28 protein-coding genes, 1 tRNA gene and 1 pseudogene are annotated in these 22,427 nt (G+C 70.3%); 18 read left to right on the plus strand and 12 right to left on the minus strand.

Annotated elements, in window-relative coordinates; translation table 11 throughout:
- Positions 1 to 4 precede the first annotated feature (4 nt).
- The 4 genes from GA0070213_RS10435 (at position 5) to GA0070213_RS10450 (ending at position 2,415) form a co-directional block, all read left to right on the plus strand.
- Positions 5 to 544: an AAA family ATPase gene (locus tag GA0070213_RS10435; RefSeq protein ID WP_091061369.1), complete on the plus strand. Its 540-nt coding sequence runs from the start codon at positions 5 to 7 to the stop codon at positions 542 to 544.
- Positions 477 to 863: a VOC family protein gene (locus GA0070213_RS10440; RefSeq protein WP_091061371.1), complete on the plus strand. Its 387-nt coding sequence runs from the start codon at positions 477 to 479 to the stop codon at positions 861 to 863. The genes GA0070213_RS10435 and GA0070213_RS10440 overlap by 68 nt, the downstream gene beginning before the upstream one ends.
- A gap of 128 nt (positions 864 to 991) precedes the next feature.
- A complete protein-coding gene (locus GA0070213_RS10445; RefSeq protein ID WP_091061373.1) occupies positions 992 to 2,197 on the plus strand; it encodes a cytochrome P450 in 1,206 nt (401 codons plus the stop codon).
- Positions 2,194 to 2,415, plus strand: a complete 222-nt coding sequence (locus GA0070213_RS10450) for a ferredoxin (RefSeq protein ID WP_091061375.1) — start codon at positions 2,194 to 2,196, stop codon at positions 2,413 to 2,415. Before GA0070213_RS10445 ends, GA0070213_RS10450 begins: the two co-directional genes overlap by 4 nt.
- Before the next feature lie 151 nt (positions 2,416 to 2,566).
- Here the strand turns inward: GA0070213_RS10450 and GA0070213_RS10455 are convergent, their stop codons facing one another.
- Positions 2,567 to 3,226 carry a class I SAM-dependent methyltransferase gene (locus GA0070213_RS10455; protein WP_091061377.1) on the minus strand — a complete coding sequence of 220 codons (660 nt, stop codon included), beginning with the start codon at positions 3,224 to 3,226 and terminating at the stop codon, positions 2,567 to 2,569.
- Between the two features lie 620 nt (positions 3,227 to 3,846).
- On the opposite strand from GA0070213_RS10455, the gene GA0070213_RS10465 reads away from it, so the two are divergent.
- Genes GA0070213_RS10465 through GA0070213_RS10480 form a run of 4 tightly spaced genes read left to right on the plus strand, consistent with a single transcriptional unit; the run spans position 3,847 to position 5,610 of the window.
- Positions 3,847 to 4,212 (plus strand): hypothetical protein, encoded by a 366-nt coding sequence (locus GA0070213_RS10465; protein ID WP_245716330.1) that lies wholly within the window; start codon positions 3,847 to 3,849, stop codon positions 4,210 to 4,212.
- Complete coding sequence (locus tag GA0070213_RS10470; RefSeq protein WP_091061379.1) at positions 4,209 to 4,571, plus strand: WXG100 family type VII secretion target; 363 nt, start codon at positions 4,209 to 4,211, stop codon at positions 4,569 to 4,571. The genes GA0070213_RS10465 and GA0070213_RS10470 overlap by 4 nt, the downstream gene beginning before the upstream one ends.
- Complete coding sequence (locus tag GA0070213_RS10475) at positions 4,568 to 5,290, plus strand: WXG100 family type VII secretion target (RefSeq protein ID WP_091061381.1); 723 nt, start codon at positions 4,568 to 4,570, stop codon at positions 5,288 to 5,290. The genes GA0070213_RS10470 and GA0070213_RS10475 overlap by 4 nt, the downstream gene beginning before the upstream one ends.
- Positions 5,287 to 5,610: a hypothetical protein gene (locus GA0070213_RS10480; RefSeq protein WP_091061383.1), complete on the plus strand. Its 324-nt coding sequence runs from the start codon at positions 5,287 to 5,289 to the stop codon at positions 5,608 to 5,610. Before GA0070213_RS10475 ends, GA0070213_RS10480 begins: the two co-directional genes overlap by 4 nt.
- 205 nt (positions 5,611 to 5,815) lie before the next feature.
- On the opposite strand, the gene GA0070213_RS31475 is transcribed toward GA0070213_RS10480, so the two are convergent.
- Positions 5,816 to 5,968 carry a tetratricopeptide repeat protein gene (locus GA0070213_RS31475; RefSeq protein ID WP_175441268.1) on the minus strand — a complete coding sequence of 51 codons (153 nt, stop codon included), beginning with the start codon at positions 5,966 to 5,968 and terminating at the stop codon, positions 5,816 to 5,818.
- Between the two features lie 129 nt (positions 5,969 to 6,097).
- On the opposite strand from GA0070213_RS31475, the gene GA0070213_RS31840 reads away from it, so the two are divergent.
- On the plus strand, positions 6,098 to 6,406 hold the full coding sequence (locus GA0070213_RS31840) for a site-specific integrase (RefSeq protein WP_245716331.1): 309 nt from the start codon (positions 6,098 to 6,100) through the stop codon (positions 6,404 to 6,406).
- A gap of 75 nt (positions 6,407 to 6,481) precedes the next feature.
- Here GA0070213_RS31840 and GA0070213_RS10490 read toward each other — a convergent pair whose 3' ends face one another.
- The 4 genes from GA0070213_RS10490 to GA0070213_RS10505 form a co-directional block, all read right to left on the minus strand.
- A complete protein-coding gene (locus GA0070213_RS10490; protein ID WP_245716332.1) occupies positions 6,482 to 8,407 on the minus strand; it encodes a DNA/RNA helicase domain-containing protein in 1,926 nt (641 codons plus the stop codon).
- Positions 8,408 to 8,746: 339 nt separating this feature from the next.
- On the minus strand, positions 8,747 to 9,025 hold the full coding sequence (locus tag GA0070213_RS10495; protein ID WP_175441294.1) for a hypothetical protein: 279 nt from the start codon (positions 9,023 to 9,025) through the stop codon (positions 8,747 to 8,749).
- A gap of 218 nt (positions 9,026 to 9,243) precedes the next feature.
- Positions 9,244 to 9,316: transfer RNA gene (locus GA0070213_RS10500), tRNA-Arg, on the minus strand.
- Positions 9,317 to 9,815: 499 nt separating this feature from the next.
- Positions 9,816 to 10,043, minus strand: a complete 228-nt coding sequence (locus tag GA0070213_RS10505) for a hypothetical protein (RefSeq protein ID WP_091061387.1) — start codon at positions 10,041 to 10,043, stop codon at positions 9,816 to 9,818.
- 437 nt (positions 10,044 to 10,480) lie between these two features.
- Here GA0070213_RS10505 and GA0070213_RS31480 point away from each other — a divergent pair, with 437 nt between their 5' ends.
- On the plus strand, positions 10,481 to 10,837 hold the full coding sequence (locus GA0070213_RS31480; RefSeq protein WP_091061389.1) for a hypothetical protein: 357 nt from the start codon (positions 10,481 to 10,483) through the stop codon (positions 10,835 to 10,837).
- A gap of 330 nt (positions 10,838 to 11,167) precedes the next feature.
- Here the strand turns inward: GA0070213_RS31480 and GA0070213_RS10515 are convergent, their stop codons facing one another.
- Positions 11,168 to 11,368, minus strand: a complete 201-nt coding sequence (locus tag GA0070213_RS10515; protein ID WP_245716333.1) for a carbohydrate-binding protein — start codon at positions 11,366 to 11,368, stop codon at positions 11,168 to 11,170.
- Between the two features lie 102 nt (positions 11,369 to 11,470).
- The gene (locus GA0070213_RS10520) at positions 11,471 to 11,962 is read right to left on the minus strand and encodes a MarR family winged helix-turn-helix transcriptional regulator (protein ID WP_091061390.1); all 492 of its coding nucleotides are present in this window, start codon (positions 11,960 to 11,962) and stop codon (positions 11,471 to 11,473) included.
- 39 nt (positions 11,963 to 12,001) lie between these two features.
- Between GA0070213_RS10520 and GA0070213_RS10525 the strand changes: the two genes are divergently transcribed.
- The 4 genes from GA0070213_RS10525 (at position 12,002) to GA0070213_RS10540 (ending at position 15,468) form a co-directional block, all read left to right on the plus strand.
- Positions 12,002 to 12,628, plus strand: coding sequence for a mycothiol-dependent nitroreductase Rv2466c family protein (locus GA0070213_RS10525; protein ID WP_091061392.1), 627 nt, complete (start codon positions 12,002 to 12,004; stop codon positions 12,626 to 12,628).
- A complete protein-coding gene (locus GA0070213_RS10530; protein ID WP_091061395.1) occupies positions 12,609 to 13,859 on the plus strand; it encodes an MFS transporter in 1,251 nt (416 codons plus the stop codon). Before GA0070213_RS10525 ends, GA0070213_RS10530 begins: the two co-directional genes overlap by 20 nt.
- Positions 13,856 to 14,641: an isocitrate lyase/PEP mutase family protein gene (locus GA0070213_RS10535; protein WP_091061397.1), complete on the plus strand. Its 786-nt coding sequence runs from the start codon at positions 13,856 to 13,858 to the stop codon at positions 14,639 to 14,641. Before GA0070213_RS10530 ends, GA0070213_RS10535 begins: the two co-directional genes overlap by 4 nt.
- A 68-nt stretch (positions 14,642 to 14,709) precedes the next feature.
- Entirely contained in the window at positions 14,710 to 15,468 is a 759-nt protein-coding gene (locus GA0070213_RS10540; protein WP_091061399.1) for a GNAT family N-acetyltransferase, read from the plus strand.
- 562 nt (positions 15,469 to 16,030) lie between these two features.
- Here GA0070213_RS10540 and GA0070213_RS32745 read toward each other — a convergent pair.
- Positions 16,031 to 16,704 (minus strand): annotated as a pseudogene (locus tag GA0070213_RS32745) (transposase); the annotation flags it as partial.
- Between GA0070213_RS32745 and GA0070213_RS32155 the strand changes: the two are divergent.
- Complete coding sequence (locus GA0070213_RS32155) at positions 16,634 to 17,650, plus strand: DUF2399 domain-containing protein (RefSeq protein WP_245716335.1); 1,017 nt, start codon at positions 16,634 to 16,636, stop codon at positions 17,648 to 17,650. The pseudogene GA0070213_RS32745 and the gene GA0070213_RS32155 overlap by 71 nt on opposite strands.
- A 686-nt stretch (positions 17,651 to 18,336) precedes the next feature.
- Here GA0070213_RS32155 and GA0070213_RS10555 read toward each other — a convergent pair.
- Genes GA0070213_RS10555 through GA0070213_RS10565 form a run of 3 tightly spaced genes read right to left on the minus strand, consistent with a single transcriptional unit; the run spans position 18,337 to position 19,740 of the window.
- Positions 18,337 to 18,840, minus strand: coding sequence for an SRPBCC family protein (locus tag GA0070213_RS10555; RefSeq protein WP_091061401.1), 504 nt, complete (start codon positions 18,838 to 18,840; stop codon positions 18,337 to 18,339).
- Entirely contained in the window at positions 18,837 to 19,319 is a 483-nt protein-coding gene (locus GA0070213_RS10560; protein WP_091061403.1) for a hypothetical protein, read from the minus strand. Before GA0070213_RS10560 ends, GA0070213_RS10555 begins: the two co-directional genes overlap by 4 nt.
- A complete protein-coding gene (locus GA0070213_RS10565; protein ID WP_091061405.1) occupies positions 19,309 to 19,740 on the minus strand; it encodes a MarR family winged helix-turn-helix transcriptional regulator in 432 nt (143 codons plus the stop codon). Before GA0070213_RS10565 ends, GA0070213_RS10560 begins: the two co-directional genes overlap by 11 nt.
- A 197-nt stretch (positions 19,741 to 19,937) precedes the next feature.
- Here GA0070213_RS10565 and GA0070213_RS10570 point away from each other — a divergent pair, with 197 nt between their 5' ends.
- The 3 genes from GA0070213_RS10570 (at position 19,938) to GA0070213_RS10580 (ending at position 22,354) form a co-directional block, all read left to right on the plus strand.
- The gene (locus GA0070213_RS10570) at positions 19,938 to 20,195 is read left to right on the plus strand and encodes a hypothetical protein (protein ID WP_091061407.1); all 258 of its coding nucleotides are present in this window, start codon (positions 19,938 to 19,940) and stop codon (positions 20,193 to 20,195) included.
- Positions 20,196 to 20,372: 177 nt separating this feature from the next.
- Positions 20,373 to 21,158, plus strand: coding sequence for a CPBP family intramembrane glutamic endopeptidase (locus GA0070213_RS10575; RefSeq protein WP_139128653.1), 786 nt, complete (start codon positions 20,373 to 20,375; stop codon positions 21,156 to 21,158).
- A gap of 89 nt (positions 21,159 to 21,247) precedes the next feature.
- Positions 21,248 to 22,354 carry an alpha/beta hydrolase gene (locus GA0070213_RS10580; RefSeq protein ID WP_091061411.1) on the plus strand — a complete coding sequence of 369 codons (1,107 nt, stop codon included), beginning with the start codon at positions 21,248 to 21,250 and terminating at the stop codon, positions 22,352 to 22,354.
- Positions 22,355 to 22,427 lie beyond the last annotated feature (73 nt).

Genomic DNA, 22,427 nt, shown 5'->3' on the forward strand with positions numbered 1-22,427 from the left:
CCGGATGGCGAAGGTCCTGGTGACCGGCATGTCCGGGACCGGCAAGTCGACCGCGCTGCGGGCCCTGGCGGCGCGCGGCCACCACGCCGTCGACACCGACACCGAGCGGTGGAGCCGGTGGGTGACGCTCCCCGACGGCTCCAGCGACTGGGTGTGGCGGGAAGACGCGGTAGCCGCGCTGCTGGAAGGGCACCGCGGCGGGCACCTCTTCGTGGCGGGTTGCAAGAGCAACCAGGGCCGGTTCCATCCCGACTTCGACCAGGTGGTGCTGCTCAGCGCGCCGGCCGAGGTGCTGCTGGCGCGCGTCGCCGCCCGCGCCGACAACCCGTACGGCAAGCGCGCCGAGGAGCGGGCCGAGATCCTGCGGAACCTGGCCGAGGTCGAGCCACTGCTGCGGGCCACCGCCACCGCCGAGATCGACGCCTCCGCGCCGATCGAGGCGGTCGTCGGGCATCTCGAACGCCTAGCCTGTACGCATGTTCGACTCAGCGCTCGTCAATCTCTACACCACCGACATCGAGGCGGGCATCCGCTTCTACCGTGACCTGCTCGGCTTCACCGAGACGTTCCGGACCCCCACCGAGGGCACACCGGAGCACGTCGAGCTCCGGCTCGGCGGGTTCACCGTCGGGCTCGGCACGGTCGAGGCGGCCCGCCGGGCGCACGGCGTGTCGGCCGAGCCGGGACGCCCCGCCATGGCGCTGGTGGTCTGGACGCACGACGTCGACGCGGCCTTCGCGCGGCTGACCGCCACCGGCGTGCCGGCCGTCCAGGCCCCGCACGACTCCGGCAACGGCAACCGCACCGCGCTGCTCCGCGACCCGGACGGCAACCTCGTGGAGATCGTCTCGAAGGCTGCCTGAGCGGTCCCCGGCGGCGACAGCGTCCCGGGCACTGGCACCGATCCACGGTCTCCGCTACGATCGGCAATCGATGCGTCACGATGGGTGATCACCATGGGTGATCCGGTCTGCTTCTTGGGGGTCGACCAATGCCGGACGTCGCCAGGGTCACCGCACGGCCGTACCCGTTCAGCCCGCCCGACCGGCTCAACCTCGACCCCCGCTACGCCGAACTGCGGCGCGTCGAGCCGCTCAGCCGGGTCCGGCTGCCGTTCGGCGAGGAGGCGTGGCTCGCCACCCGGCACGGCGACGTACGGACCGTCCTCGGTGACCCGAGGTTCAGCCGGGCTGCCAGCGTCGGCCGGGACGAACCGCGGCTCACACCGAGACAGATCGAGGGCGGCATCCTCTCCATGGATCCGCCGGAGCACACCCGGCTGCGGCGGCTGGTCGCCAAGGCGTTCACCGCCCGGCGCGTCGAGCAGCTCCGGCCCCGGACCCGGCAGATCGCCGACGGGCTCATCGACGCCATGGTGACGGCCGGTCCTCCGGCCGACCTGGTCGAACACTTCGCCACCCCGCTGCCGATCCAGGTGATCTGCGAGCTGCTCGGGGTGCCCTTCGCCGACCGGCACCTGTTCCACGTCTGGTCGGAGGCGATCGTCTCCACCACCTCACTGCCGCCGGAGCAGATCCAGGAGTACCTCGACAACCTGTACGCGTACATCGCCGAGCTGGTCCAGCAGCGACGCCGGGAACCCACCGACGACCTGATCTGCGCGATGGTGCGGGCGCGCGACGAGAACCAGGACCGGTTCACCGAGCAGGAGATCGTGCAGCTCGCCGCCGGGCTGCTCGCCGCCGGCCACGAGACCACCGTCACCCAACTGCCGAACTTCGCGTACGTCCTGCTCACCCATCCGGAACAGCTGGCCTGGCTGCGGGCCGAGCCGGCCCGGGTGCCCACCGCGGTCGAGGAGCTGATGCGCTACGTCCCGCTCGGGGTGGCGTCCTCCTTCGCGAGGTACGCCACCGAGGACGTCGAGGTCGGCGGCGTGCTGGTGCGGGCCGGGGAACCGGTGATCGGTTCGCTCTCGTCGGCGAACCGGGACGAGACCGTCTTCGCCGAGCCCGACCGGCTCGACCTCGGGCGCGAGGCCAATCCGCACATCGGTTTCGGGCACGGCGTGCATCACTGCGTGGGGGCCCAGCTCGCCCGGATGGAACTCCAGGTCGGGATCGGCGCGCTGGTCGCCCGGCTGCCCGAGCTGCGGATCGCCGTGCCCGAGCCGGAACTCACCTGGAAGAGCGGCATGATCGTTCGAGGCCTGGCCCGGATGCCGGTGGCCTGGTGAGCGCCGGCTGGCGGATCGCTGTCGACGCGGGGCGCTGCATCGGATCGGGCGGCTGTGTCGGCATGGCGCCCGCCCATTTCCGGTTGGAGTCCGGGGCGGCCACTCCGATCGCGGCGACCGTCGAACCGACCGAGACGGTGATCGACGCCGCGGAGTCGTGCCCGGTCGAAGCGATCACCGTACGCGACGACGACGGCGACCTGGTCGCCCCGGCCTGACGCGCCGGCGCTGCCGAGCGGCGACTGCACGAGGTGCCCCCGGGCAGGATTCGAACCTGCGACACACGGTTGAGGGAGGCGACTCAGACAGGCTGGTTACTTCCTGCGTGACCTGCGCACATGAGCTAGCCACCTGCAGTGTCGAGCGAGATCATTGCGCATCCTCTGCACGAGACCCGAGGAGGCCCGGGCGGCGCAGCGTCAGTGACTGGAACCGGTGGCCGCGACCAACACCGATGGAGTGGAAGTCCACGACGTCGAACCATGCGGTGGCGAAGCCGAGCAGTTGCTCGTCGGTCCGCCAGGAGAAGAAGCGCGGCGGCCCGTGCTCGTCGTCGCTCTTGGGGCCTTCGGCGCTCTCGTTGCCGCCGTACACGCCCACGAAGAACAGCCCGCCGGGGCGCAGGACCGTCCGGATCGCCGCCAGCACCGCCGGCAGGTCGTGGTTGGGTACGTGCAGGAGGCAGTTCATCGCGAACACCGCGTCGAACGAGTCGGCCGGGAAATCCAGGTGCAAGAAGTCCATGACATGGGCCTCGATGCCCTTGGCCCGGCAGTGCTCGACCATCGCGGGTGAGAGGTCGGTCGCAACGACGGCGAAGCCCTCCTGCTGGAAGTAGACGCCGTCCTGCCCGGTGCCGGCGCCGATCTCCAGCAGTCGCGCGCCCGGTGCCAGCCGGTTACGGAACGCCTGCCGTTCCGCCAGCTTCCAGGGCTCCTTGGTGAGCGCGTCACGCCAGGACGCGCGCGCGTCGTACGCCTCGCGTAGCGGACCGAGCACATCGTCGTATCGGAGAGACATGTCGATCATTATCGACGGCCGAGACGGTCGCGGTGCACGGCCGTGACCGTCTCGTCGGTGTGACTGAGTCCGGTAGCCGGGCGTCCTCCAGACGCCACGACCCCAAGAACGCAACCCAGGCCGAGGCCGTACGCCACGAGCTTGCCGATGTCCTCGCCTACCTCCTTCGCCTGGCAGACGTGCTCCAGGTCGACCTGGCGACAGCCCTGCCCGACAAGACGGACCTCAACGCCCGGCGCTACCCCATCGACCGATCGCGCGGTCATAGTGACAGGTACGACGCATACGGAAACTAGATCAGCGGCGGCAGCACCACGCCGCAGCTGCGCTGCACGATGCGATACCTCGCTTACAAGCTCTGTGCACGTCAGCCCCGCATCCTTCCGCGGGTGCCGCAACTCCGACACCACCGGCAGGCCACCGCTTGACCTGCGCCTGGACCCGTTCAGGGTCCGCCAAGACAATGCTCATACTCCGCTGGCGCTGCGGCTGCCCGAGGACGGCCGGAGGGTGGGCCGCGAGCGCGGAGACTCGCCTTGCGCGGGACAGCACAGCTCACTCCCTGGCACTTGATCGTTTGCGTGTGCGCGGGGTCGCGGAGGGTGGTTGCGCTGTGGGATGGTGCAGCCGTGAGTGGAACCGGGCAGACAGAGCCGGTGACGGGTGCGCCGGATAAGCCGGATCAGTGGCGCGACTTCCGGCGAGGTGTGGCGCTGCTGTCGATGGTGTTGTTCTTCTTCTGCGTCGTGGCTCTGGGCTTCCTCGTCTACGGCGCGGCCACCCGTGACGGTGACGTGCCTTTCGACGGGTGGCCGTTCTTCCGTTTCCTGTCGACCGCGCTGCCTCTCGGGGTGGCTGCGGTTGCGGGTCTGGGTGTCTACCGGGCAGGCAGCAACGCGGAGGCGAGGAAGCGCGGTCGGGTCATGGGCTTTGGTCTGCTCGCGGCTGCCGTGCTGCTGGTCGTGACCGGGGTGATCGGGGATGCGGTGTCGTGAGTTTCTCGGTCGAGCCCGGCGCCCTTGAACGCGCGGCCAGCCGGATCAGCGATGCCAGCACCGACGCGCGGGCGGCGAAGGCGTACATCGCCAGGCACACCGACATGCCCTGGTACGGGCAAGGGCTGCTCAACGAGGCCTGGCCGGCGCATCAGCGGCTCGTCGACGAGATGAACAAGCGCCTCGGGCACCTGGTCGAGTTGTTGGAGCAGTCACGCGACGCCCTGCACCGCACCGCGACCCACTACCGGCACACCGACGCCCGATCGGCCGGGCGCCTCGACGCCACCTACCCCTCCGTCGACCGCGGCGAGGACACCATGGCCGGCGAGAAGCCGCCCACGAGGTACTTCCCGTGATCGAGCCAACCGATCTGCTGGTGGAACCCGGCGACCCGGACCCCTCCCTGTCCAAGGGCTTCGCCAACCCGATCGGCATCCTCGACGCCATCTCCATCTCGCACTGGATCAACGAGATCATCAAAGAGGTCGCCGGCTACGACGTCATCGGCACCATCACCGCAGCGTTCGTCGGCGACTGGGAGAGCTTCTACAAAGCCGGCGACGCCTACGGCAACCTCGGGCAGAGCCTGCAAGCCCTCGGCGGCAACCTCATCGAGGCCACGACCCAGCTCGACGCCCAGTGGGACGGCCACGCCGCTGACGCCGCGTTCGTCTACTTCCGCAAGCTCGCCGCGGCCACCTCCCAGCAGAACATCGTCCTGGCCCAGGTCCAGGAGAAGTACCACGAGGCCGCCCGCGCCATCTGGCTGCTCGCGGACATGGTCGGCGGCCTCATCAAGATGATCATCGACAAGGCCATCATCATCGGCGTCAGCACCGCGGCCGGGACGGCCCTGCTCGAAACCGGCGCCGGAGCAGTCGTCGGCTACGGCGTCGCCGCCTGGCAAGCCATGGAACTCGTCAAGAAGGTCAACGACGCGGCCACCAAGATCCAGGCCGGCGGCACGCTCATCCTCGGCTTCTTCAGCTTCCTCAAGGCCCTCGCCGACCAGGGCGGCGACCTCACGAAAATCCAGCTACCCGAGCAGCCCTACGTGAGCCCCGTGGCACCATGACCGACCCAGAAACCGAGCCCGAGCGTCAACTCCTCGACCTGGCCGAAGGCGAGAACGGCCTCGCCAAGATCCTCCACGCCAGCCTCGAACGGCTCCGCGACGGAGCGGCCGGCACCGACCTCCAGGAAATGGCCCGCGACGTCCTCGCCGGCCACACCGACCTGCGTCAGATCGCCGTCACCGACGCCTACGGACCCATGTTCCTTGACCAATTCCACCGCTTCAAGGAGTGGGAAGAGCACCTCGATCCCGACGAGCGCCGGCGCCTGACGGACGAGGCCACCGCAGTAGCGCAGGAGATCGACAGGACAGCCGACTAAGGACTTCGCGTACAAACCTGCTTCTCTCGACGTCTAACCCCTGCCCTGCAAAGATTAGCCATCTGTCGGCCGGTGTCGCTGACTGCTGCTGACCTGCTCGTCTTGTCGCCTACCGTCGGCCCTGGGCTGGCTCCGTCGCCGGTCTTGGCTGTACGGATGGCTGTACAGCCCTAGACCTCTTCGTCCCGAACGCGGCTACATTGCATCATCGCAGCACCCGCTCGAACAGGCTGATCGCCTCCTCGATCCGGCCCACCGCTTGGTAGGCGCCAGCCGGGCTGTTGATCGAGCCCAGGGTGTCCGGGTGGTCGTGCCGGGGGCTGTTGACGGTGGAGAAGTCCCGGCCTGCGGCTGGCAAGCGGTACCACCGACAGCGGCGAGGTACACGACGACCGCGGGCTCAAGCACCGGGGCGATAAGGAGGCGCGAGAGGCGCCGATCCCGCCGGAGCTGGTGACAGTTCTGCGCGCACATCGACCGGTTCGGGGTGGCCGCCGACGGGTGGCTGTTTCGCAGTGATCGGGGCGACGTGGTGGCGTCGTCGACGTACTCGCAGGTCCGGGAGGAGGCGCGGCGGTTGAGCCTGCCGCCGGATCGGGTCGCTCCTACCCTGGCCGGCCGCCCGTACGACCTGCGGCATGCCGGGGTGTCGCTATGGCTCAACGCCGGGCTGCCGGCACCCGAGGTCGCCCAGCGGGCCGGTCACTCCGTCGACGTCCTGCTCAAGGTGTACGCGAAGCGCCTCGACGGAGGCCGCAGCCGGATGAACGAGCGCATCGAGGTAGCGCTGAGCTGATGCCTCGGCTCGCTCAGCATCGATACGGTGGTTGCTGGTGACAGCAGCAGATACTGACCCCTTGAGAAGGCATTCTCAGATCTTCTGGACGCCTAAGTCAGCGAAGAGTTGCCTAGTCGCCGGATCGACCGAATAGACAACCGTGCCGCGGAGGGACCGAGTCATGAGGACGCCGTAGGCGTTACGGATGGCGCGCGAGAGTTCTTCGTCATTCTGGATGCGGTTGGCTTTGCTCCGGACGTGCTCGCGGTGCACCCTCCAGGCAGCCTCGCGCCAGGTGAGGTCGGGGCCCAGGATCACTCCACCCCAGTCGTATTCGAGGCCTTGGGCGGTGTGGACACATCCGATCTGCCCAAAACCCCCGGCTTCGGTCGCCCAATAACGGCGCTTCGGCACGCCGGGAGTCTTGTGGTTGTCGCCGGCGTTCCAGGGGCGGGCCCAGCCCTCCTCGGGCGTCACGTCAGGGAAGGTCCCGGTGTCGTCGGTCCAGTCCCAGCACATCCCGGCACTCATCCGCGCGCTGGCACCCGAAGCGTCCTTGCCCTTCAGGAACTTTTCCATCTGGGCAGCGCTGTCGGCGTAGTAGAGCTCGAAGGGCTCCGGATCCGACTTGGCGTCGGGGTTCCAGGGCACCGGATCACCGGCCATCAGGCGCTGGATCCACGTGTCGTACGTTGCACTTCCCACTGCGCGCAACACGCGATCCAACGTCAGGGGAACGACCTCTGCCCCGAGCCGCTGGATCTCTTGGACAAGCGCCTCGGGGGACCAGATCTCCTCAGCGAAGAGGCGCTGGTCTCCGTCGACGAAGAAGACGGGCACCCTGGCACGAGTGACAACCACCGAGACCGACGATTCGCCCGGACGCATGGCGAACGAGCCCGTCATCGGACGCTCCGTGAGCCGGTGCGCCTCGTCGCACAGGATGAGCTCCAGCTCATCGGTAGCGTGGCGATCGGCGATCCTGTTCAGCGTCTCGAAAGCGGCACCACGACCCCTGGACGCACGCCTGAAGGTCTCGCGTGAGGCGATCCCACCTGACACATACCGCGCCTCGTAGCCACCCCTCAGCGCTTCGCCCAGCAGGGTGAGCGCGACAAGAGACTTCCCAGTGCCCGCGCGGCCGCTGACGACGAACACCCTCTTCCCGCCGGACGAGGCCCTCTCCCGGACCAGGCTCATCACGTCGTTGACGGCACGTAGTTGATTTTCCACCAGGCTGAACCGCGAATATCCGCTGATGATGGCGCCCGCCTCGTCGGCGAGTAACGAGTTCGCGCGCCGCCGCTCCAGGAGCGCCTGCGTCGCCGCATCGCCCGGCGCGGCGCTGAAGTGAGTCCGCAGGAACGCCCGGAGATCGGAGGGCTGTCGGGCCGTGAAGGTCGGGATACCTTGGCACGGAGCAACCCTGCTGATCCACTGGGCGTCCTGGTGCTTCAGGTTGTGCAGATATGACGCCCCGACGAGGGTGACGTAGCGGTCGTCGAACATGCTGTGGTGCCTGCGGATCGAAGTAAGGTTGTCTCGCACCTGGATCGCCGGGTGCTTCTTGTGTTTCCCATAACTCGGAACATAGACCCGATCAATGGCGCATCGCCTGCAAAGGTTCCCGCCGCCGGTGGACACGCACGAACCGCAGTCGGGCGCTGAGGCGTGAGGCCGTTCAACGAAACTCCACTGCTTCAGTTCGATCGCGGCATAGCTCAAGCCGTCCACGGGATGCCGCCCCGCGAGGACGACGTCTACGGGGTTCATAGACGGATCTACGCGATACTCGACGAACATCCACACCTGGGCAAGGCCGGAATCAACCAGGGCCGTCGCAACTTCGTAGAGGCTCTCCCGCCACGACTCCACGTCGCCTCTGGAGGGATCCATCCCCCTCGGATGCGCCTCGCGGTAGCACTGCTCGATCTTCTCGACCAACCGATCGCGGTTCCGCACCAGCTCCTCGGCGGTCCAGAACGCCTCCAGCGGCGCCCACGCGCTTCCACTTGCCACTACCTGAGTCCATTCGCCCGACGTCAGCTGGAATTTCGCCGCAGCCAAGGTCCGTGGCACTCGCAGCGAGGGATCTCTCGATCGACCGCGCCCTCTCGAGCGCAGAGGGCAGCATCCCATCCGGTGAATGGCTCGACAAGGGGTTACCACCCCACGGGAGTCGTGCAGACCGAGCGTGGCGCCCACCGCGACGGAACTGGTCCCGGCCCCCAGCGACTCACCCCAAAGGTGGTCGCCGGATTGGCACCCCATGGTGAACTGCACCCGCCGCAAGATCAGGTTCTGGACCTTAACCTGGAACGCAACCTGGAAGTGGGAACGAACGGGTTGAAGCCGGGCTCAGCCAAGCACGCCGCGCCGCTCCCTGAACTCAGCAAGCCAGCCGAGCACCTGCACGTCGTCATGCAGGTACGGTTCGCCCTGCCCGTGCCGCAGGTCGATGCCGGCGAGGATGCCGAGCGCCCACCACAGCGTTTCGCCGACTTCGACGTCCTCCAAGCCCTGCATGACGTCGGTGGCCCAGCGGTCGACCTCGTCACGCGACTGGGTGCCGTCGAGGATCGCCACGAAGTGGTCCTCCACCTCGGCGAGGTCGGGCGGCGCCGGTTGCGCGGGCATCACAGCCGCGATCCTGCCAGACAATGCGCTACCACAAGCGCTCAACAGAGGGTCGCCGAGCCGGGCGAACGGTCCCCTTCGAGCCGTCAAGATCGTTGCACGCACTCTGCACGGACAGCTGCAAACGGCAGCTCAGGGTGGCATCCGGCTGCACAGAAGGAGGAATCGAAGCAGCCGCGTATCTGCGGCTCAGCCGTAGTTATTGCTGATCTTCGAGGTGCCCCCGGCAGGATTCGAACCTGCGACACACGGTTTAGGAAACCGATGCTCTATCCCCTGAGCTACGAGGGCGCGAGCGCCTAGTCTAGCGACCTGGGCGTTCACCTGGGGTGGCAGGGAGTGGCCCACGTTCACCCACGTCACCCGGCCCCCTGTTCTCCCAGCCCAGGACCACACCCGGAGCACACGAACCCCGGTTTGCGACCGGCGGTCGGCCCCGGTGACCCGCGTTGGCACCGGTTCACCCGGGTTGGCATCCGCTGGAGAGCACACACCGCGCACGTCACCGAAGATCATCTGAGGGCTGCCCTCTCGCCCGGCTGGCGTCGCCTCCCACGGGAGGTTCGGCCACGTCACCAGGACCGGAGCTGCGTCAGGGCTGGACCGTTCATCGGACCGGCTTGGATGGGTCTGTAGTTCAAGCCCGCCAGTGCGGAACATCCCTCGGTCATCCGGGGCAGGAGCCTCCGCGCAAGACGGGGAGCCCCCTCTCCACCCGAATGCCCGCCGAGTGAGCAGCCATCGCGGCGGCGATCTCTACCACGGGGTGACATGGCGGACGTAACAGGGTTCAGGAACCGAGTTCTACCGTGGCGTACGGTTCCCACACGTACATGCCCTCGTCCCGGTTGAGGATGATGAGCTGGCACGAGGTGATCAGCGCGTCGGCGCTGATCTTCGGGACGGAGGAGAGCGCCTCGATGAGCGGCGCTGCGGGCCCGTCCGTGTTGGTGTAGGCCAGGCTGAGGCGTGCGCTTGCTCCCGGCCGGCGTACCCGTCCGACATGGCCGCTCGCCACGGTGGCGGCTCAGGACCCGGTGCAAGAAGCTGGTCAAAGCGGGCGACGTCAGGTCAGCTGCACCATCCGACGCGCGTCACAGAATACGACGATGCCAAACGATGCTGCCCACGGGGGCTTGCCCAGATCACTGCCCGTCTCGTGGCCACCGTCGCAGCTCTGCTGGACCCCGCGTCGGCGGACGCCCCGCAGGTGCTGCACTGGCCCGGGCGTCGGCTGCTGGTGCAGCGCGGGGACACCGAGCTGGCCGTCCGCGACCTGGACGGGGAGGGGACGGAGGTCCCCTCCCCCGCGCCCTGGCCCCGCCGGTACTGCTCGGTGACGGTCTCGCCCACCGATGATGTCGCCGTGTTCGCCGGGGTGCACGCCTTGCGAGCCGTGGACTCGACCGGTGCCGTGCGGTGGGAGATCCGGCACGGTTGTTGGTCCGCCGCCGAGTGCACCGCGGCCCATGCCTCGTTCGCCGAGTACGCCACTACCACCATGGCCACGCGGACATCGGCTCGGCGGCCTTCTCCTCGGACGGCAAGCTCCTGTGGGCCCACGTCCGCAACCGCCCGGGGCACGACGTCGAGGAGGAATGGCTGATCCTCGACCCCGCCGACGGCGCGGTGCTGACCCGGGCCGACACGATGACCGTGGGATCGAGCTCCCTCCACTTCCCCCATCCGAACCCGGCCTACATGGGCCTGACCGTCGCCGAGGGCGAGGAGAACTCGCCCGTGCTGTGGGCCACTGGGACGGCGCGAACCTCACCGTCCAGCGGTTCGTCGAGGAGGTCCTCCTCGCCGTGAGCCCGTCCGGGGAGCAATTCCTGACCACGGACCTGGGGCAGTGGACCCTCTACCTGCACCGGGCGGAGGATGGCATGGAACTCCGGAGCCTGGACGCCGACGAAGCCGTGCCCCTTCCCTCAAACTCAGACGACGACCGCGTTCGTTGGGACTACGAGGCGGCGGCCTTCCCCTACGACGACACCGCCGTTGTCGGCACCGAGGACTACCCGGAGGAGCCCCGCCACTGGCTTGTCGACCCACGCGCGATGGCCCTGCGCGGCCAGCTCGCCTACCCCTTCCGGCTCACGCCGGCCTTGTTGGCATCACCGGCCGTGAGGGTGAAGGTCCTCAGCGAGCGCCAGGCTCCGCCGTTGCTCCGCTGGTCCACGTCTCCGGGATGCTCACCTTGCACCAGGCGACGTCGCTGGCGGCGACCGGCCGGGCCTGGCGGTAGCTGGTGCCGTACCGGCCGGCGAGCGTCAACGAGGTGGCCCGGCGGGTGCTCGCGGTGAACCCCCAGACGTGGTGTTGTCCACCACCGTGCTCCACGGGCCGAAGTACGCGCTGTCGATGTCCCCCTGAGGAGAGCCCGGACGCGTCGCATCGAGGGTGGGACTTCTTCGCCGGGCCGGCGGGCCGGCCGTCGGGAACTCAGGAACGAACGATCCGGGTCAACGTCGCCAGCAGGCGCTCGAGCTCCCTGCGGTCGGCGTCGGGCAGCTCGCGGAGGATGGCCGCCTCGTTGGCCAGATGCTGCTCGATGAGGCGGTCGGTCAACGCCACACCGGCCGGGGTCAGCCCCACCACTCTGCCCCGAGCGTCGCTGTCGGAGACCGAACGCGACACGAGGCCCCGGGCGATGAGCCGGTCGACTCGCTTGGTCACCGCCCCGGTGGTGACCAGCATCCGTTGGCTCAACTGCCCGGCCGTGAGCGTGTACGGCGTGCCTTCCCGGCGCAGTGCCGCCAGCACGTCGAACTCGCCGTTTCCCAGATCCGCCTCGGCGAACGGCGGCCGCAGGGCCGCGTCGAGCACCTCGGCCAGCCACTGGATCCGCCCGATGATCAGCAACGGGTCGGGGTCGAGGTCGGGACGTTCACGACGCCACTGGGCGACGATGCCGGCGATGCGGTCCTCATTCACGCTTGCATCTTATCTTCCATAGAAGGTAACTTCTCTTCCATGGAAGATAACTTCGATCGTACGTCGGTCCCGGTGGTCACGGCCTACGTGGACCCGTCCTGCCCGTTCGCCTGGATCACCTCCCGCTGGCTCATCGAGGTGGGACGGCTGCGTCCGATCGACCTGCGGTTCGAGGTGATGAGCCTCTCGGTCCTCAACGAAGACCGCGAGCTGGAGCCCTGGTACCGCGCCTTCAACGACCGCGCGTGGGGGCCGGCGCGGGTGTGCGTGGCAGCCGCGGTGCACCACAGCCCGGCGGCCCTCGCCCACCTCTACCCGGCGCTCGGCCGCCGCATCCACGACGAGGGCGACAAGGACTTCGCCACCGTCGTCCCGGCGGCCCTGGCCGAGGCCGGCCTGCCCGCCGACCTCGCCGACGCCGCCCGCCGCAGCAACCTCGACCCGCAGATGCGCGCCAGCACCGCCAAGGCCCGGCAACTCGTCGGCGAGGACCTCGGTACCCCGACCGTCGTGATCGACGGCGTGGCCTTCTTCGGCCCCGTGCTGACCTCCATCCCCCGCGGCGAGGAGGCCCTGCGGGTCTTCGACGGCGCCCGCCTGCTCGCCGGCTGCCGGGTCTTCTCCGAACTCAAGCGGGCCCGCTCCGATGGCCTCAGCTTCGCCTAGCCCGGCCGCGCTCACCGCGGTCCCTCACCGGCGGCCGGACACCACCCTCCTCCGGGCGCAGCTCGTCACCGCCGTGGGCGACGGCTGCTTCTACGTGACCTTCGTCGTCTACCTGGTGCAGGTCGGCCACCTGAGGCCGGCGCAGGTCGGCGGCCTGCTGACCGTCGCGTGGGGGGCCGGCTTCCTCCTCACCCATCCCGTCGGCGCCTTGGGCGACCGGATCGGACTGCGGCGGGTGACCATCCTGCTGTCCACGGCCACCGCGGCCGCCCTGCTGACATTGGCGTCGGCACCGACACCCTGGTTGGTCTCGTCCGCCTGCGTCGCGTACGCGATCGCCCAGAGCGGGGCCGGCGCGACCCGGCAGGCCCTGCTGGTCTCCCTGGTGCCGTCCACCGAACTGGTCACGGTGCGAGCAGGTATCCAGACCGCCGTCAACGCCGGCATCGGGCTCGGCGCCACCGCCGGAGGGCTGGCGCTCCTCGCCGGTACGCCCACCGTCTACCGCGCCGCCCTGGTCGGTGACGCGGCGCTCTTCGCCGTGAGCGCGATCATGCTCACCCGGCTGCCGCCCGCCGCACGGGCCCCCGTACGGACGGGCCACGGATGGGACGCCCCGCGGGACACCCGCTACGTCGTGGTCGCAGCGCTCAACGCGGTGCTGTACCTGTACATGCCGATGCTGGGCGTGCTACTGCCCCTCTACCTGACCAGCCGCACGACGGCGCCGCGCTCGATCGTGGCGGCGGTCTTCGTCGTCAACACCCTCGGCGTCCTCGGCTGGCAGCGCCGGGCGGCCCGACGGGTGACCACCCTGGCCGAGGCGACCCGGGCGATCCGCCTCGCCGGCCTCGCGCTCTGCGCAGCCTGCGTGCTCTTCTGGACGGCGACCGCCACCACCGACCCTGCCGTCGCCGCGGGTCTCCTCCTCGCCGCCGTGGCCGTGCAGGTGGCCGGCGAGCTGCGACTGGCCGCCGGGTCGTGGTGCGTCGGATTCGCGTTGGCCGATCCCACCCGCCCCGGGCAGTGGCAGGGCGTGTATTCCAGCGGCGTCCCGCTGGCCCGTGCCGTCGGGCCGGCCGCCCTGACCACCCTGGTGATGGTCTGGTCCGGGCCGGGGTGGCTCGTTCTCGGGCTCGTCTTCCTGGCCACCGGGCTCGCCACGACCCTCGCCGTCACCTGGGCCGCGCACCGCCGGCCCTTCCAGACACTCGACCCGGGAGCCACATGACCACTTCGACACCGACCCTTCAGGAGAAGGCCCGGCGGCTGCGTACGCTGCACGACGAGTCGAGGATCCTGGTGCTGGTCAACGCGTGGGACGCTGCCTCGGCCCGTGCCGTGGCAGCCGTGCCGGGGTGCCACGCGATCGCGACGGCGAGCCACTCCATCGCGGCGGCCCACGGCTACGAGGACGGCGAACACATCCCGTTCGAACTCGCGCTCGCGGCCATCGCCCGCATCGCCGCCGCCGTGGACCTTCCGGTGACCGCCGACCTGGAGGGCGGCTACGGCGACGTGGCGGCGACGGTTCGCGCCGCGATCCGCGCCGGCGCCGTCGGCGGCAACCTCGAGGACGCCATGAGGCCGGTCGACCAGGCCGTGCGGGCGGTACGCGCAGGGGTGGCCGCGGGCCGCGACGAGGGCCTGCCCTTCGTGCTCAACGCCCGCACGGACGCCTACCTCACCGGCCCGCCCGAGACCGCCCTCGCCGCCGCCGTCGAACGCGGCACCGCCTACCTCGCGGCCGGCGCCGACTGCGTCTTCGTGCCCGGCTGCAGCGACCCGCGCGACATCCGGAAACTCGTCGCCGCCTTCGGCCCGGGCCGTCTCAGCCTGCTGGGAGTGCCCGCCATGCCCACGCCCGCCGAGTTGGAAACACTCGGTGTCGCACGGGTCTCCTACGGTCCGTACCCCCAGCGGTGGACGCTAGACGCCCTCACCAGCAGAGCCGCGACGCTACTCGCCGCAGCACCCGACCGGCGGGCCAGCGACGCCCGCCCACGTCCGTGACCGACGGCCCGCACCACCGCGCGATGTCGCCGCACCGGCCCTACCGAAGAGAAGGAACACCTGCCGCCATGACGATCGACCTGAACACCCGCGACCGGTCCGCGAGCGCCTCCGACACCTCTCTGCGCCAGGCCCGCAACTCCGCCGCCTTTTGGACGGCCGTCGGCCACGCCCGCGGTCACACCGTGATCCGGCGCCGCGGCTTCCTCGCCGTCGCCGGAGATGAGCGCGCGGGCCTGCGCATCCTGGTCCAGGAGCCCGACCTTGGCCGCGAGGAACTCGCGGAGCTGATCGACCTGGCCGGCCGGGCGTCCGGCCCGATCGACGCGGAGGATCCGTTCAACGCCACGGACCTGAGCTGCCTAGACATGAACGGCCGGCAGATGCCGATCATGCTGCGTGCGCCCGGTGCAGTCGCCGAGCCAGCGATACAGGTGATCCGGCTGCGGACCGAGGAGGACCTGCGCGCGGCCGAACAGGCCGTGATCGCGGCCTTCACCCTGTCCAGGTTCGAGCCCTACCGGGCCGGTGAGATGTTTCCCGCGACCCTGATCCACCAGCCAGGTGTCGACGTGTTCCTCGCCAGACTGGACGGCGAGGTCGCCGGGGCGTGCGTCACCACGGTGGAAGGCGGGTTGGGCAGCCACTACTGGGTGGGAACGGCGCCGGCGTTCCGCTCCCGGGGCGTGGGGCGCGCGATCATGCTCGGCTCCCTGGCGCCGATCACCGGCCTGCCGGTCACCCTGACCGCGTCCCGGCTGGGCAGGCCGCTGTACGAGTCCCTGGGCTTCCGGGTCACGGCTACCTCGACCTGGTGGTCCCGATGACACACGCCCACCCCGGCGCTCCTCCGCGGGGGGCGACCCCGCCAGCGTCGACGCGAGGACGTCGGACTCCCGCGCCGACAGCTCGATCTCCCGGCTTTGCGGAACACCCGCCGCTCGGCCGGGTCGAGCAGCAGGTCATCGGCGCGGACCTCCGCCGGTACAGGTCCGACCGAGCGGCAGTGCGGCGCGAGCAGCCGAGCGAGGATCTCGTCGAGCGAGAACAGCTCGGCCAGGTAGTCGTCGGGCCGCGGTCGCCGCCGTCGTGCATGCGTACTGAGACGACGGCCTGACCGTCGAGACCGAGCGGCAGGTCCTACCGAGACATGAACCAAGAAGTTCGCCGATGCCGAGGATCACTCGGCTCCGAACTCGTGACAGCGATGAACCTGCACACGCAGGACCCATAACGTTCCAGCTGATCTTCAGCAAGCGATCACAGCAAGGCCGCGAAGCGACCCGCACGCAATGGCAGGAGTCTCCATGTGACTCCGTTTGATCTTGGCGGGCACGGTGGAGTGGTCGGCGGGATCACGGTCTCGCCGACATGGAGCAGTCTGGTTAAGGCAGCCGCGCGGGTCGCTGGTGCCGGTCGGATGAAGGTTTTGCGGTCGCGGATGAGTGCCCGGAGAACGTCGACCCGTCGTCGCGCGAGGGCGAGTATGGCTTGGCGGTGGTTCTTGCCTTCGGCGCGTTTCTTTTCGTAGTAGGCACGCGACGTGAGGCATTCCCGGGCGGCGGTGAAGGCCGCCATCCACAGAATGTGCCGCAGTCTCCGGTGATAGCGGCGGGGCGGCCGATGATTGCCGGAAATTGTTCCGGAGTCGCGGGAAACGGGTGCCAGGCCAGCGTGGGCGGCGAGTTTCGCGGGGCTGTCGTACTCGGTCATGCCGGCGGTGTGGACGAGCAGTTCGGCGGTCAGCAGGGGACCCATGCCTGGCAGGCTCCCGATGATCGGCGCGAGGGGGTGCTGGTCGAGCTGCTCGGCGATGAGTCGTCCACGGCGGCGATGCGCTGCTCAAGGGCAAGGATCTCGGTGGCCGTCTGCCCGACGACCACGGCGGCGGCACGTTGGCCGGGCAGGTTCACGGTCTGCTGGCGGGCGGCGGCGACCATCGCCTCGGCTACCTGAACGGCGTTCTTGACGTGCCCGCGGCGCAGCAGTGCGGTGATCCGGTCGACGCCGGCGTGCCGGATCGCCGCCGGTGTCTGCCAGCAGGCGAGGACCGCCGACGCGGCCGACGCCACGGCCGCCGCCGACGACGCCGAGCAGGCCGAGCGGCGCGCCGAGGACGCCGTCGCGCAGGCCCGCGCCCGGTTGCGCGCCCAGCTCGAGCAGTGGACGCAGGGCAACGCCGGGCTGCTGGCCGACATCGCGCGCCCCGACCTGGCGGTTGTGCTGGCCGCCGTCGTGGACACCACCGGCGAGCCGGGCGCGCGGACCCTGCGCGAGGCGTACGCCGAGGCCACAGCCATCACGGTGACCCAGCGGCGGGACCGGCTCGCGGCGCTGGCGGCGCAGCGGGCGGCGCTGGCCGACCGGCGGGCCGAGGTGGCCGCCGAACGGGACCGGATCGCCGCCGAGCACGACGACGCCCCACCCGCCCTGGCGACCCGGCCCGCGCCGCGCGCCGGCCGGCCCGGCGCGCCGCTGTGGCGGCTGGTCCGCTTCGCTGACGGGGTGACCGGCCCGGACGCGGCGGCCGTCGAGGCGGCGCTGCACGCCGCCGGGCTGCTGGACGCCTGGCTGCACCCCGACCCCGGGACCGCGACGGCCGCGCTGGCCGGCGACGACCTCGACGGCTACCTGCTGCCACTGCCGCCGCACCGGCGGCCCACCGCCCCACCGCTGATCTGCACCGAAGGAGTGCCGTCGGTCGCCGTCCACACACTGCTCGGCGCCGCTCACGGAGCGGCGATCCGGTGGCGCAACGACTTCGACTGGACCGGCGTACGACTGACTGCGGCGGCTCTCCAGCGGTATCGGGGCGCGGTGCCGTGGCGGATGACCGCGGCTGACTACCTGCCGAGGGCGGGCACCGGCACGGCACTGATCGGTACGCCCACCCGGACACCGTGGGACGAGTCGCTGGGCGAGTCGATGCGGCGGACCGGCCGCGCGGTGATGGAGGAGCGGCTGCTCGACCTGCTGATCGCCGACCTGCGCGTGACCGGAGCCGGGTAACGGCTGGCAGGAGTTTACCAACCTGCTGGATGCCGTGGGTCGAACGCCGCAGGCCCGCGTATCGAACACGGATGTAGCCGCAGATCGAAAGAGCGCCTCCTCGCAGATCGAACGTGCGCTGGTTGAGTTGACCGGTCATCGACGAGGTACGACTCGCTCCGGAACTACTGCTGGCACAACGTCCAAGCTGATCTTCGGCAAGCGATCGCAGCGAGCCCGCGAAGCGACCGGCACGTGACCGGGGACGACAGGGAAGCCGCAGGTCATCAGCCTGCGAACACCGCTGGACCGTCGGGTTAGGAAACCGATGCTCTATCCCCTGAGCTACGGGGGCGCGAGGGACCAGTCTAGCGACCTTGGGACTCACCGGGGGTGGCCGGGAGTGGCCCACGTTCACCCGCCTTCCCCGGACGACCGTTCTCCCAGCCCAGGACCACACGCCGAGCCTCCATGCGGCTCCGGTTGATCTTGACGGGCAGGGTCGAGTGGCCGGCGGGGCTGTCGGCGTCCGTCGGGTCAGGGTTCTGCGGGCGCGGACGGGGGCCCGACCGCGTTACGCAGCGCAGCTGCCGTCGGCGCTGCCCGACGCGCTCGTCGGCGGCGCGATGGCCGACTCGCCCGCCCCGACCGGGTGGCCCGCAAGATCGGGATCCGTCCGGCGACAGGGCTGCCGCTGGACGTGATCGTCAATCGGCGCCGCGTTGCGCGATCGCCGACACGAGTTTGTCGAGTTCCTCGCCGCGGTGGGCGTGGTACTGCCGGGTCCATGTGTCTTCGTGCATCGGGTCGACGGTCAGGACCACCGTCGTACGGTCGCCGGCGGGGACGATGTCGACGGTGGTGAGGTGCTCGTACGGCTCGTGGTCGGGGACGAAGTCGATCAGCGACAGGTAGGCGAGGCGGGTCGGCTCGTCCACGTCGGTGAACGTCTTACGCAGCTGCACCGTCAACGGACTGCCGATCTCGCGGAGGAACGCGACCTGGTCCATTCCGGTAGCTCTCATCGCATACCGCAGTTCACCGCCGGGTGTGACCTCGATCCGGCTCACCCGGGCGTCGAAGCCGGTGGGGGCGAACCATTGTTCGAGGCCGGCCGCCGTGGTCCAGAACTGCCAGATCAGCGCGGCGGGGGCGTCGATCCGGCGCTCGATCCGGGTGGCGTTCGGGTGGGCTGTCGCTTCGGTGCTCATGATCCCTCCGCAAGTGGTGAGACGACGTGAGCGGGGTGCCCGGGGGCGAGAATGTCGGTGAGGGCGCGCTCGTTGAGGTACGCCACGGCGACGATGCCCTCGCCCGGGGGATGCCGCAGCAGGAACGTCGAGGCAAGCTCGGCGGCGGCACGGTCGGCTCCGGGTAGCGGCGGCACGGTCCATTCGGTCCGCAGGACGGTGTGCACCGCGTCCAGCCGGGTTTCCGACGCCGCCACCAGCCGCGGTTCGCCCAGTCCCGCGGAGCGGAAGAGGTCTCGGCGGCCGGGCAGCGCGCCGGCGAACGCCGCCCGGGGAACCGGCACCACGGTCCGCGGGTCCGCGGTGAGGAACACGTCGCTGAACAGGTCGGCCACCGTCTCGGCGTGCGCGGACCTGCTCGCGGCGTCGAACTGGTGCAGCCAGTCCCGGACCGGCGGCGAGAGCTGCGGGGACGTGCTGGTCGGAGCTTCAGAGTTCATCGGCCACCTTCTCGAGGAGTGGGATCGCCGCGGCGAGCCGGGTCCGGTCGGCCTCGGTGAGCCCGGCGACGACATGGGCCAGACGATCACCCATCGCCTGTTCGCGCGCGCCCAGGGCGGCGTGCCCGGCCTCGGTCACCTCCACCAGCACACGCCTGCCGTCGTCGGGATCCGGCCGACGCCGCAGGTATCCCCGATGCACGAGTTCACTGACCGCGGCGGTGACCGCCTGGGAGGTGACCCGCTCGCCCGCGGCGAGCTTCGTGGGGGACGAGGGGCCCTCGCGGGCGAGCCGGGTCAGCACACCCAACTCGATGAAGCTGGTCCGGTCACCCTCGTTCTCGGCCGCGTGCAACTGGCGCAGGCGGCGGGCCAGCCTGCCCACCACCAACCGCAGGTCACGTGCCACCCCATCCGACATTTCTTCAATCTAGGTTACGTAATCGGGATTGTAAACCTGGCATCGACGCTCTACCGTGGAGTCGTGAATATCGGGAGGGCCAGACGGCCGGCACGGATGGGTGACCCGATGGACGGGTGACCGCGGGCCGCCCCCGCGGCCCGCCTCTCGGCGACGCGTCCCCAGGGATCGATGCCGACGAGAGGAGGTGAAACATCATGGCGAACCACACCCCTGACCCGGCCACCACGGGCGCCTCGGCGGCCGGTTGGGCGGCGTTCCAGGCGCGTCACAGGCAGGGCGACGTCATGGCGGCGACCGTCACCCGCCCGCTGCCGTTCGGCGCGCTGGTCGAGGTCGACGGCGTCCCCGGGCTCCTGACCGGGTTCCCGGGCGTCCGGGCCGGCGGCACCGTCACCGCGCGGTTGCAGGCCCTCGACCCGACGCGGCACCGGATCAGCCTGACTCCGGCCTGATCCACCGGCGGGTGCCGGACCACCCCCGGCACCCGCCACCCGAACCCGATCGACGCCACCCGCCGCCGGTTGCGGCAGAGGTCGCCGCCCGCCGCACCGACACCACCGGCTACGCGAGCCCCGTACGGCACCCCGGACTCCGGGTTCCGCCGCCCAGCCACGGGAGGGTACGAGCCCATGTTGATCCCCGAGCGACGAGCCACCCCCGCAACCACCCCGGATCCCGACGACGTCGCGATGGCGGACCGGCTGACCTGGCCGGCCACCCTGGCGCTGCACCTGACGCCGGCAGCCGTCACGCTCGCCGGCGCACTCGCGCTCGCGCCGCTGGTGAGCCGGCTCGGCCTGCCTCCGTCGGCCGCACTGACGGCCGCGTTCGCCTTCCTGCTCACCCCCATCGAGCTCGGCCTGCTGCTGCGCGCGGCACACCGGACGACCGGGCGATGGTCGCTGACCGCGCTGCCGGCGGTGCTCGCCTACCGCCGCCGCCTCGGCCGGTGGGGCCTGACCGTGCCGGCGCTGTTCGCCTTCGCGCTGCTCGTCGCGGTCGCCTGGACACCGGTCGGCGACGCTCTCGGCGACCGGTTGCGGGCCGTCTACCCCGCCTGGTTGCTGCCGGGATTCGACGGCGAGACCGGCTGTCCGACCGCGGTCGTCGTCGGCCTACTGCTGGCCAGCCTCCTGATCGACGGCCTCATCAACCCCACTGTCGAGGAGTTGTACTTCCGCGCGTACCTGCTGCCGCGCCTACCGGTGGCCGGCTGGCGGGCGGTGCCCCTCTCGGCCGCGCTGTTCGCGGTGCAGCACTACTGGCAGCCGTACAACTGGGCGTTGATCTTCATGTTGCAGCTGGTCCTGACGGCGCTGGTGATTCGATCGCGCAGCATCCGACTCGGCATCGTGATGCACGTGCTGGCCAACAGCTTCGGCATCCTGGCCACCCTGGTCGCCGTCCTGGCGTGAACGCAGAAGGTCGGCTCATCGACAGCCAGGCGCGTGGCGGCCGGCCGTGGACCAGAATGGACGTTCACCGCCGCCCGACGGGATTGCGCATGCGGACCGTACTCCTCGTTCTCGCCCTGCTGGTGCTGTCGGCGACCGTGGTCGCCGTCGCCGGTTGGTACGCCTCCGAACGGCTCCTGCGGCCCGCGGACCGGTCCTACGCGCCGGTCCTCCGGACCGTGGCGGTGACCGACTCCACCCTGACCCTCCCGCTCGACGCGGCGACGACGGCTGCCGGCCGGTACGGCATCACCTGGGACGGCGGTCACGCGCTGGTCGACGAGGTGCTGCACCGGGACGCCGTGACGGTCACCCGCCGGCTCACCCGGGCGACGCCCGGACTTAGCGCGGGTACGACCGTCCGATGGAACATCTTCCGCCATCAGGGAGACCCACGGACGGCGCTCGACCTCCCGTACGAGGATGTCGTGGTCACCGGTGAGCTGGGGTCGATGCCGGCGTGGCTGGTGCCGGGTCCCCGGCCGACCTGGGTCCTTCTCGCCCATGGCCTCGGTGCCGACCGGACCGAGGGTCTCCGGGTGCTTCCCACCCTGTCGGCACTCGGCTTTCCGGTGCTGGTGCCGACCTTCCGCAACGACGCCGGAGCGCCGCCGAGCCCGGACGGGTACCACCACCTGGGCGACACCGAATGGCGGGACCTGGACGCCGCCGTACGCTTCGCCACTACCGGCGGCGCCGCCGACGTCATCCTCGTCGGCTGGTCGATGGGCGGCTGCGTCATCGAGAACTACCTGCACCGCGCCGCCGACGTCACGCCGATACGTGCGGTGGTCCTCGACTCCCCGATGCTCGACTGGCGGGAATCCATCGACGGCCAGGTCCGCCGGTTGCACATGCCGGGCTGGTTCACCCACGTCCTGGTGTGGTTCGTCGAGCACAAGGCGCGGCTGCGACTCGACGATCTCGGCCGTGCCCATCGGGCCGGCCGACGTACCGTCCCGACGCTGCTGTTCCATGGCACGGCGGACATCCTCGTGCCAGCCCGGGCGAGCGACGGGTTCGCCGCCGCCCACCCGGATCTCGTCGAGTACCACCGGATCGACGGAGCCGCGCACACCGAGGCGTGGAACGTCGACCCGGACCGGTACACCGACGTGCTCCGCACGTTCCTGATCCGGACCATCGACACACCATGATCACGGTTGCCGGCAGGGGCGGCCCGCGTCGAGCCTGCACCCGCAGGATCCTCCACAACGTTCCAGCTGATCT

It is taken from the genome of Micromonospora humi (genome assembly GCF_900090105.1).
GTDB lineage: Bacteria > Actinomycetota > Actinomycetes > Mycobacteriales > Micromonosporaceae > Micromonospora > Micromonospora humi.

Coding starts and splice junctions, on each gene's coding strand:
- GA0070213_RS10540 (WP_091061399.1), top strand. CDS start 14,710: ATGACGATCGACCTGAACACCCGCGACCGGTCCGCGAGCGCCTCCGAC.
- GA0070213_RS10535 (WP_091061397.1), top strand. CDS start 13,856: ATGACCACTTCGACACCGACCCTTCAGGAGAAGGCCCGGCGGCTGCGT.
- GA0070213_RS10575 (WP_139128653.1), top strand. CDS start 20,373: ATGTTGATCCCCGAGCGACGAGCCACCCCCGCAACCACCCCGGATCCC.
- GA0070213_RS10445 (WP_091061373.1), top strand. CDS start 992: ATGCCGGACGTCGCCAGGGTCACCGCACGGCCGTACCCGTTCAGCCCG.
- GA0070213_RS10440 (WP_091061371.1), top strand. CDS start 477: ATGTTCGACTCAGCGCTCGTCAATCTCTACACCACCGACATCGAGGCG.
- GA0070213_RS10555 (WP_091061401.1), bottom strand. CDS start 18,840: ATGAGCACCGAAGCGACAGCCCACCCGAACGCCACCCGGATCGAGCGC.
- GA0070213_RS10435 (WP_091061369.1), top strand. CDS start 5: ATGGCGAAGGTCCTGGTGACCGGCATGTCCGGGACCGGCAAGTCGACC.
- GA0070213_RS10480 (WP_091061383.1), top strand. CDS start 5,287: ATGACCGACCCAGAAACCGAGCCCGAGCGTCAACTCCTCGACCTGGCC.
- GA0070213_RS10455 (WP_091061377.1), bottom strand. CDS start 3,226: ATGATCGACATGTCTCTCCGATACGACGATGTGCTCGGTCCGCTACGC.
- GA0070213_RS10570 (WP_091061407.1), top strand. CDS start 19,938: ATGGCGAACCACACCCCTGACCCGGCCACCACGGGCGCCTCGGCGGCC.
- GA0070213_RS10495 (WP_175441294.1), bottom strand. CDS start 9,025: ATGCCCGCGCAACCGGCGCCGCCCGACCTCGCCGAGGTGGAGGACCAC.
- GA0070213_RS10580 (WP_091061411.1), top strand. CDS start 21,248: ATGCGGACCGTACTCCTCGTTCTCGCCCTGCTGGTGCTGTCGGCGACC.
- GA0070213_RS10525 (WP_091061392.1), top strand. CDS start 12,002: ATGGAAGATAACTTCGATCGTACGTCGGTCCCGGTGGTCACGGCCTAC.
- GA0070213_RS10530 (WP_091061395.1), top strand. CDS start 12,609: ATGGCCTCAGCTTCGCCTAGCCCGGCCGCGCTCACCGCGGTCCCTCAC.
- GA0070213_RS10560 (WP_091061403.1), bottom strand. CDS start 19,319: ATGAACTCTGAAGCTCCGACCAGCACGTCCCCGCAGCTCTCGCCGCCG.
- GA0070213_RS10565 (WP_091061405.1), bottom strand. CDS start 19,740: ATGTCGGATGGGGTGGCACGTGACCTGCGGTTGGTGGTGGGCAGGCTG.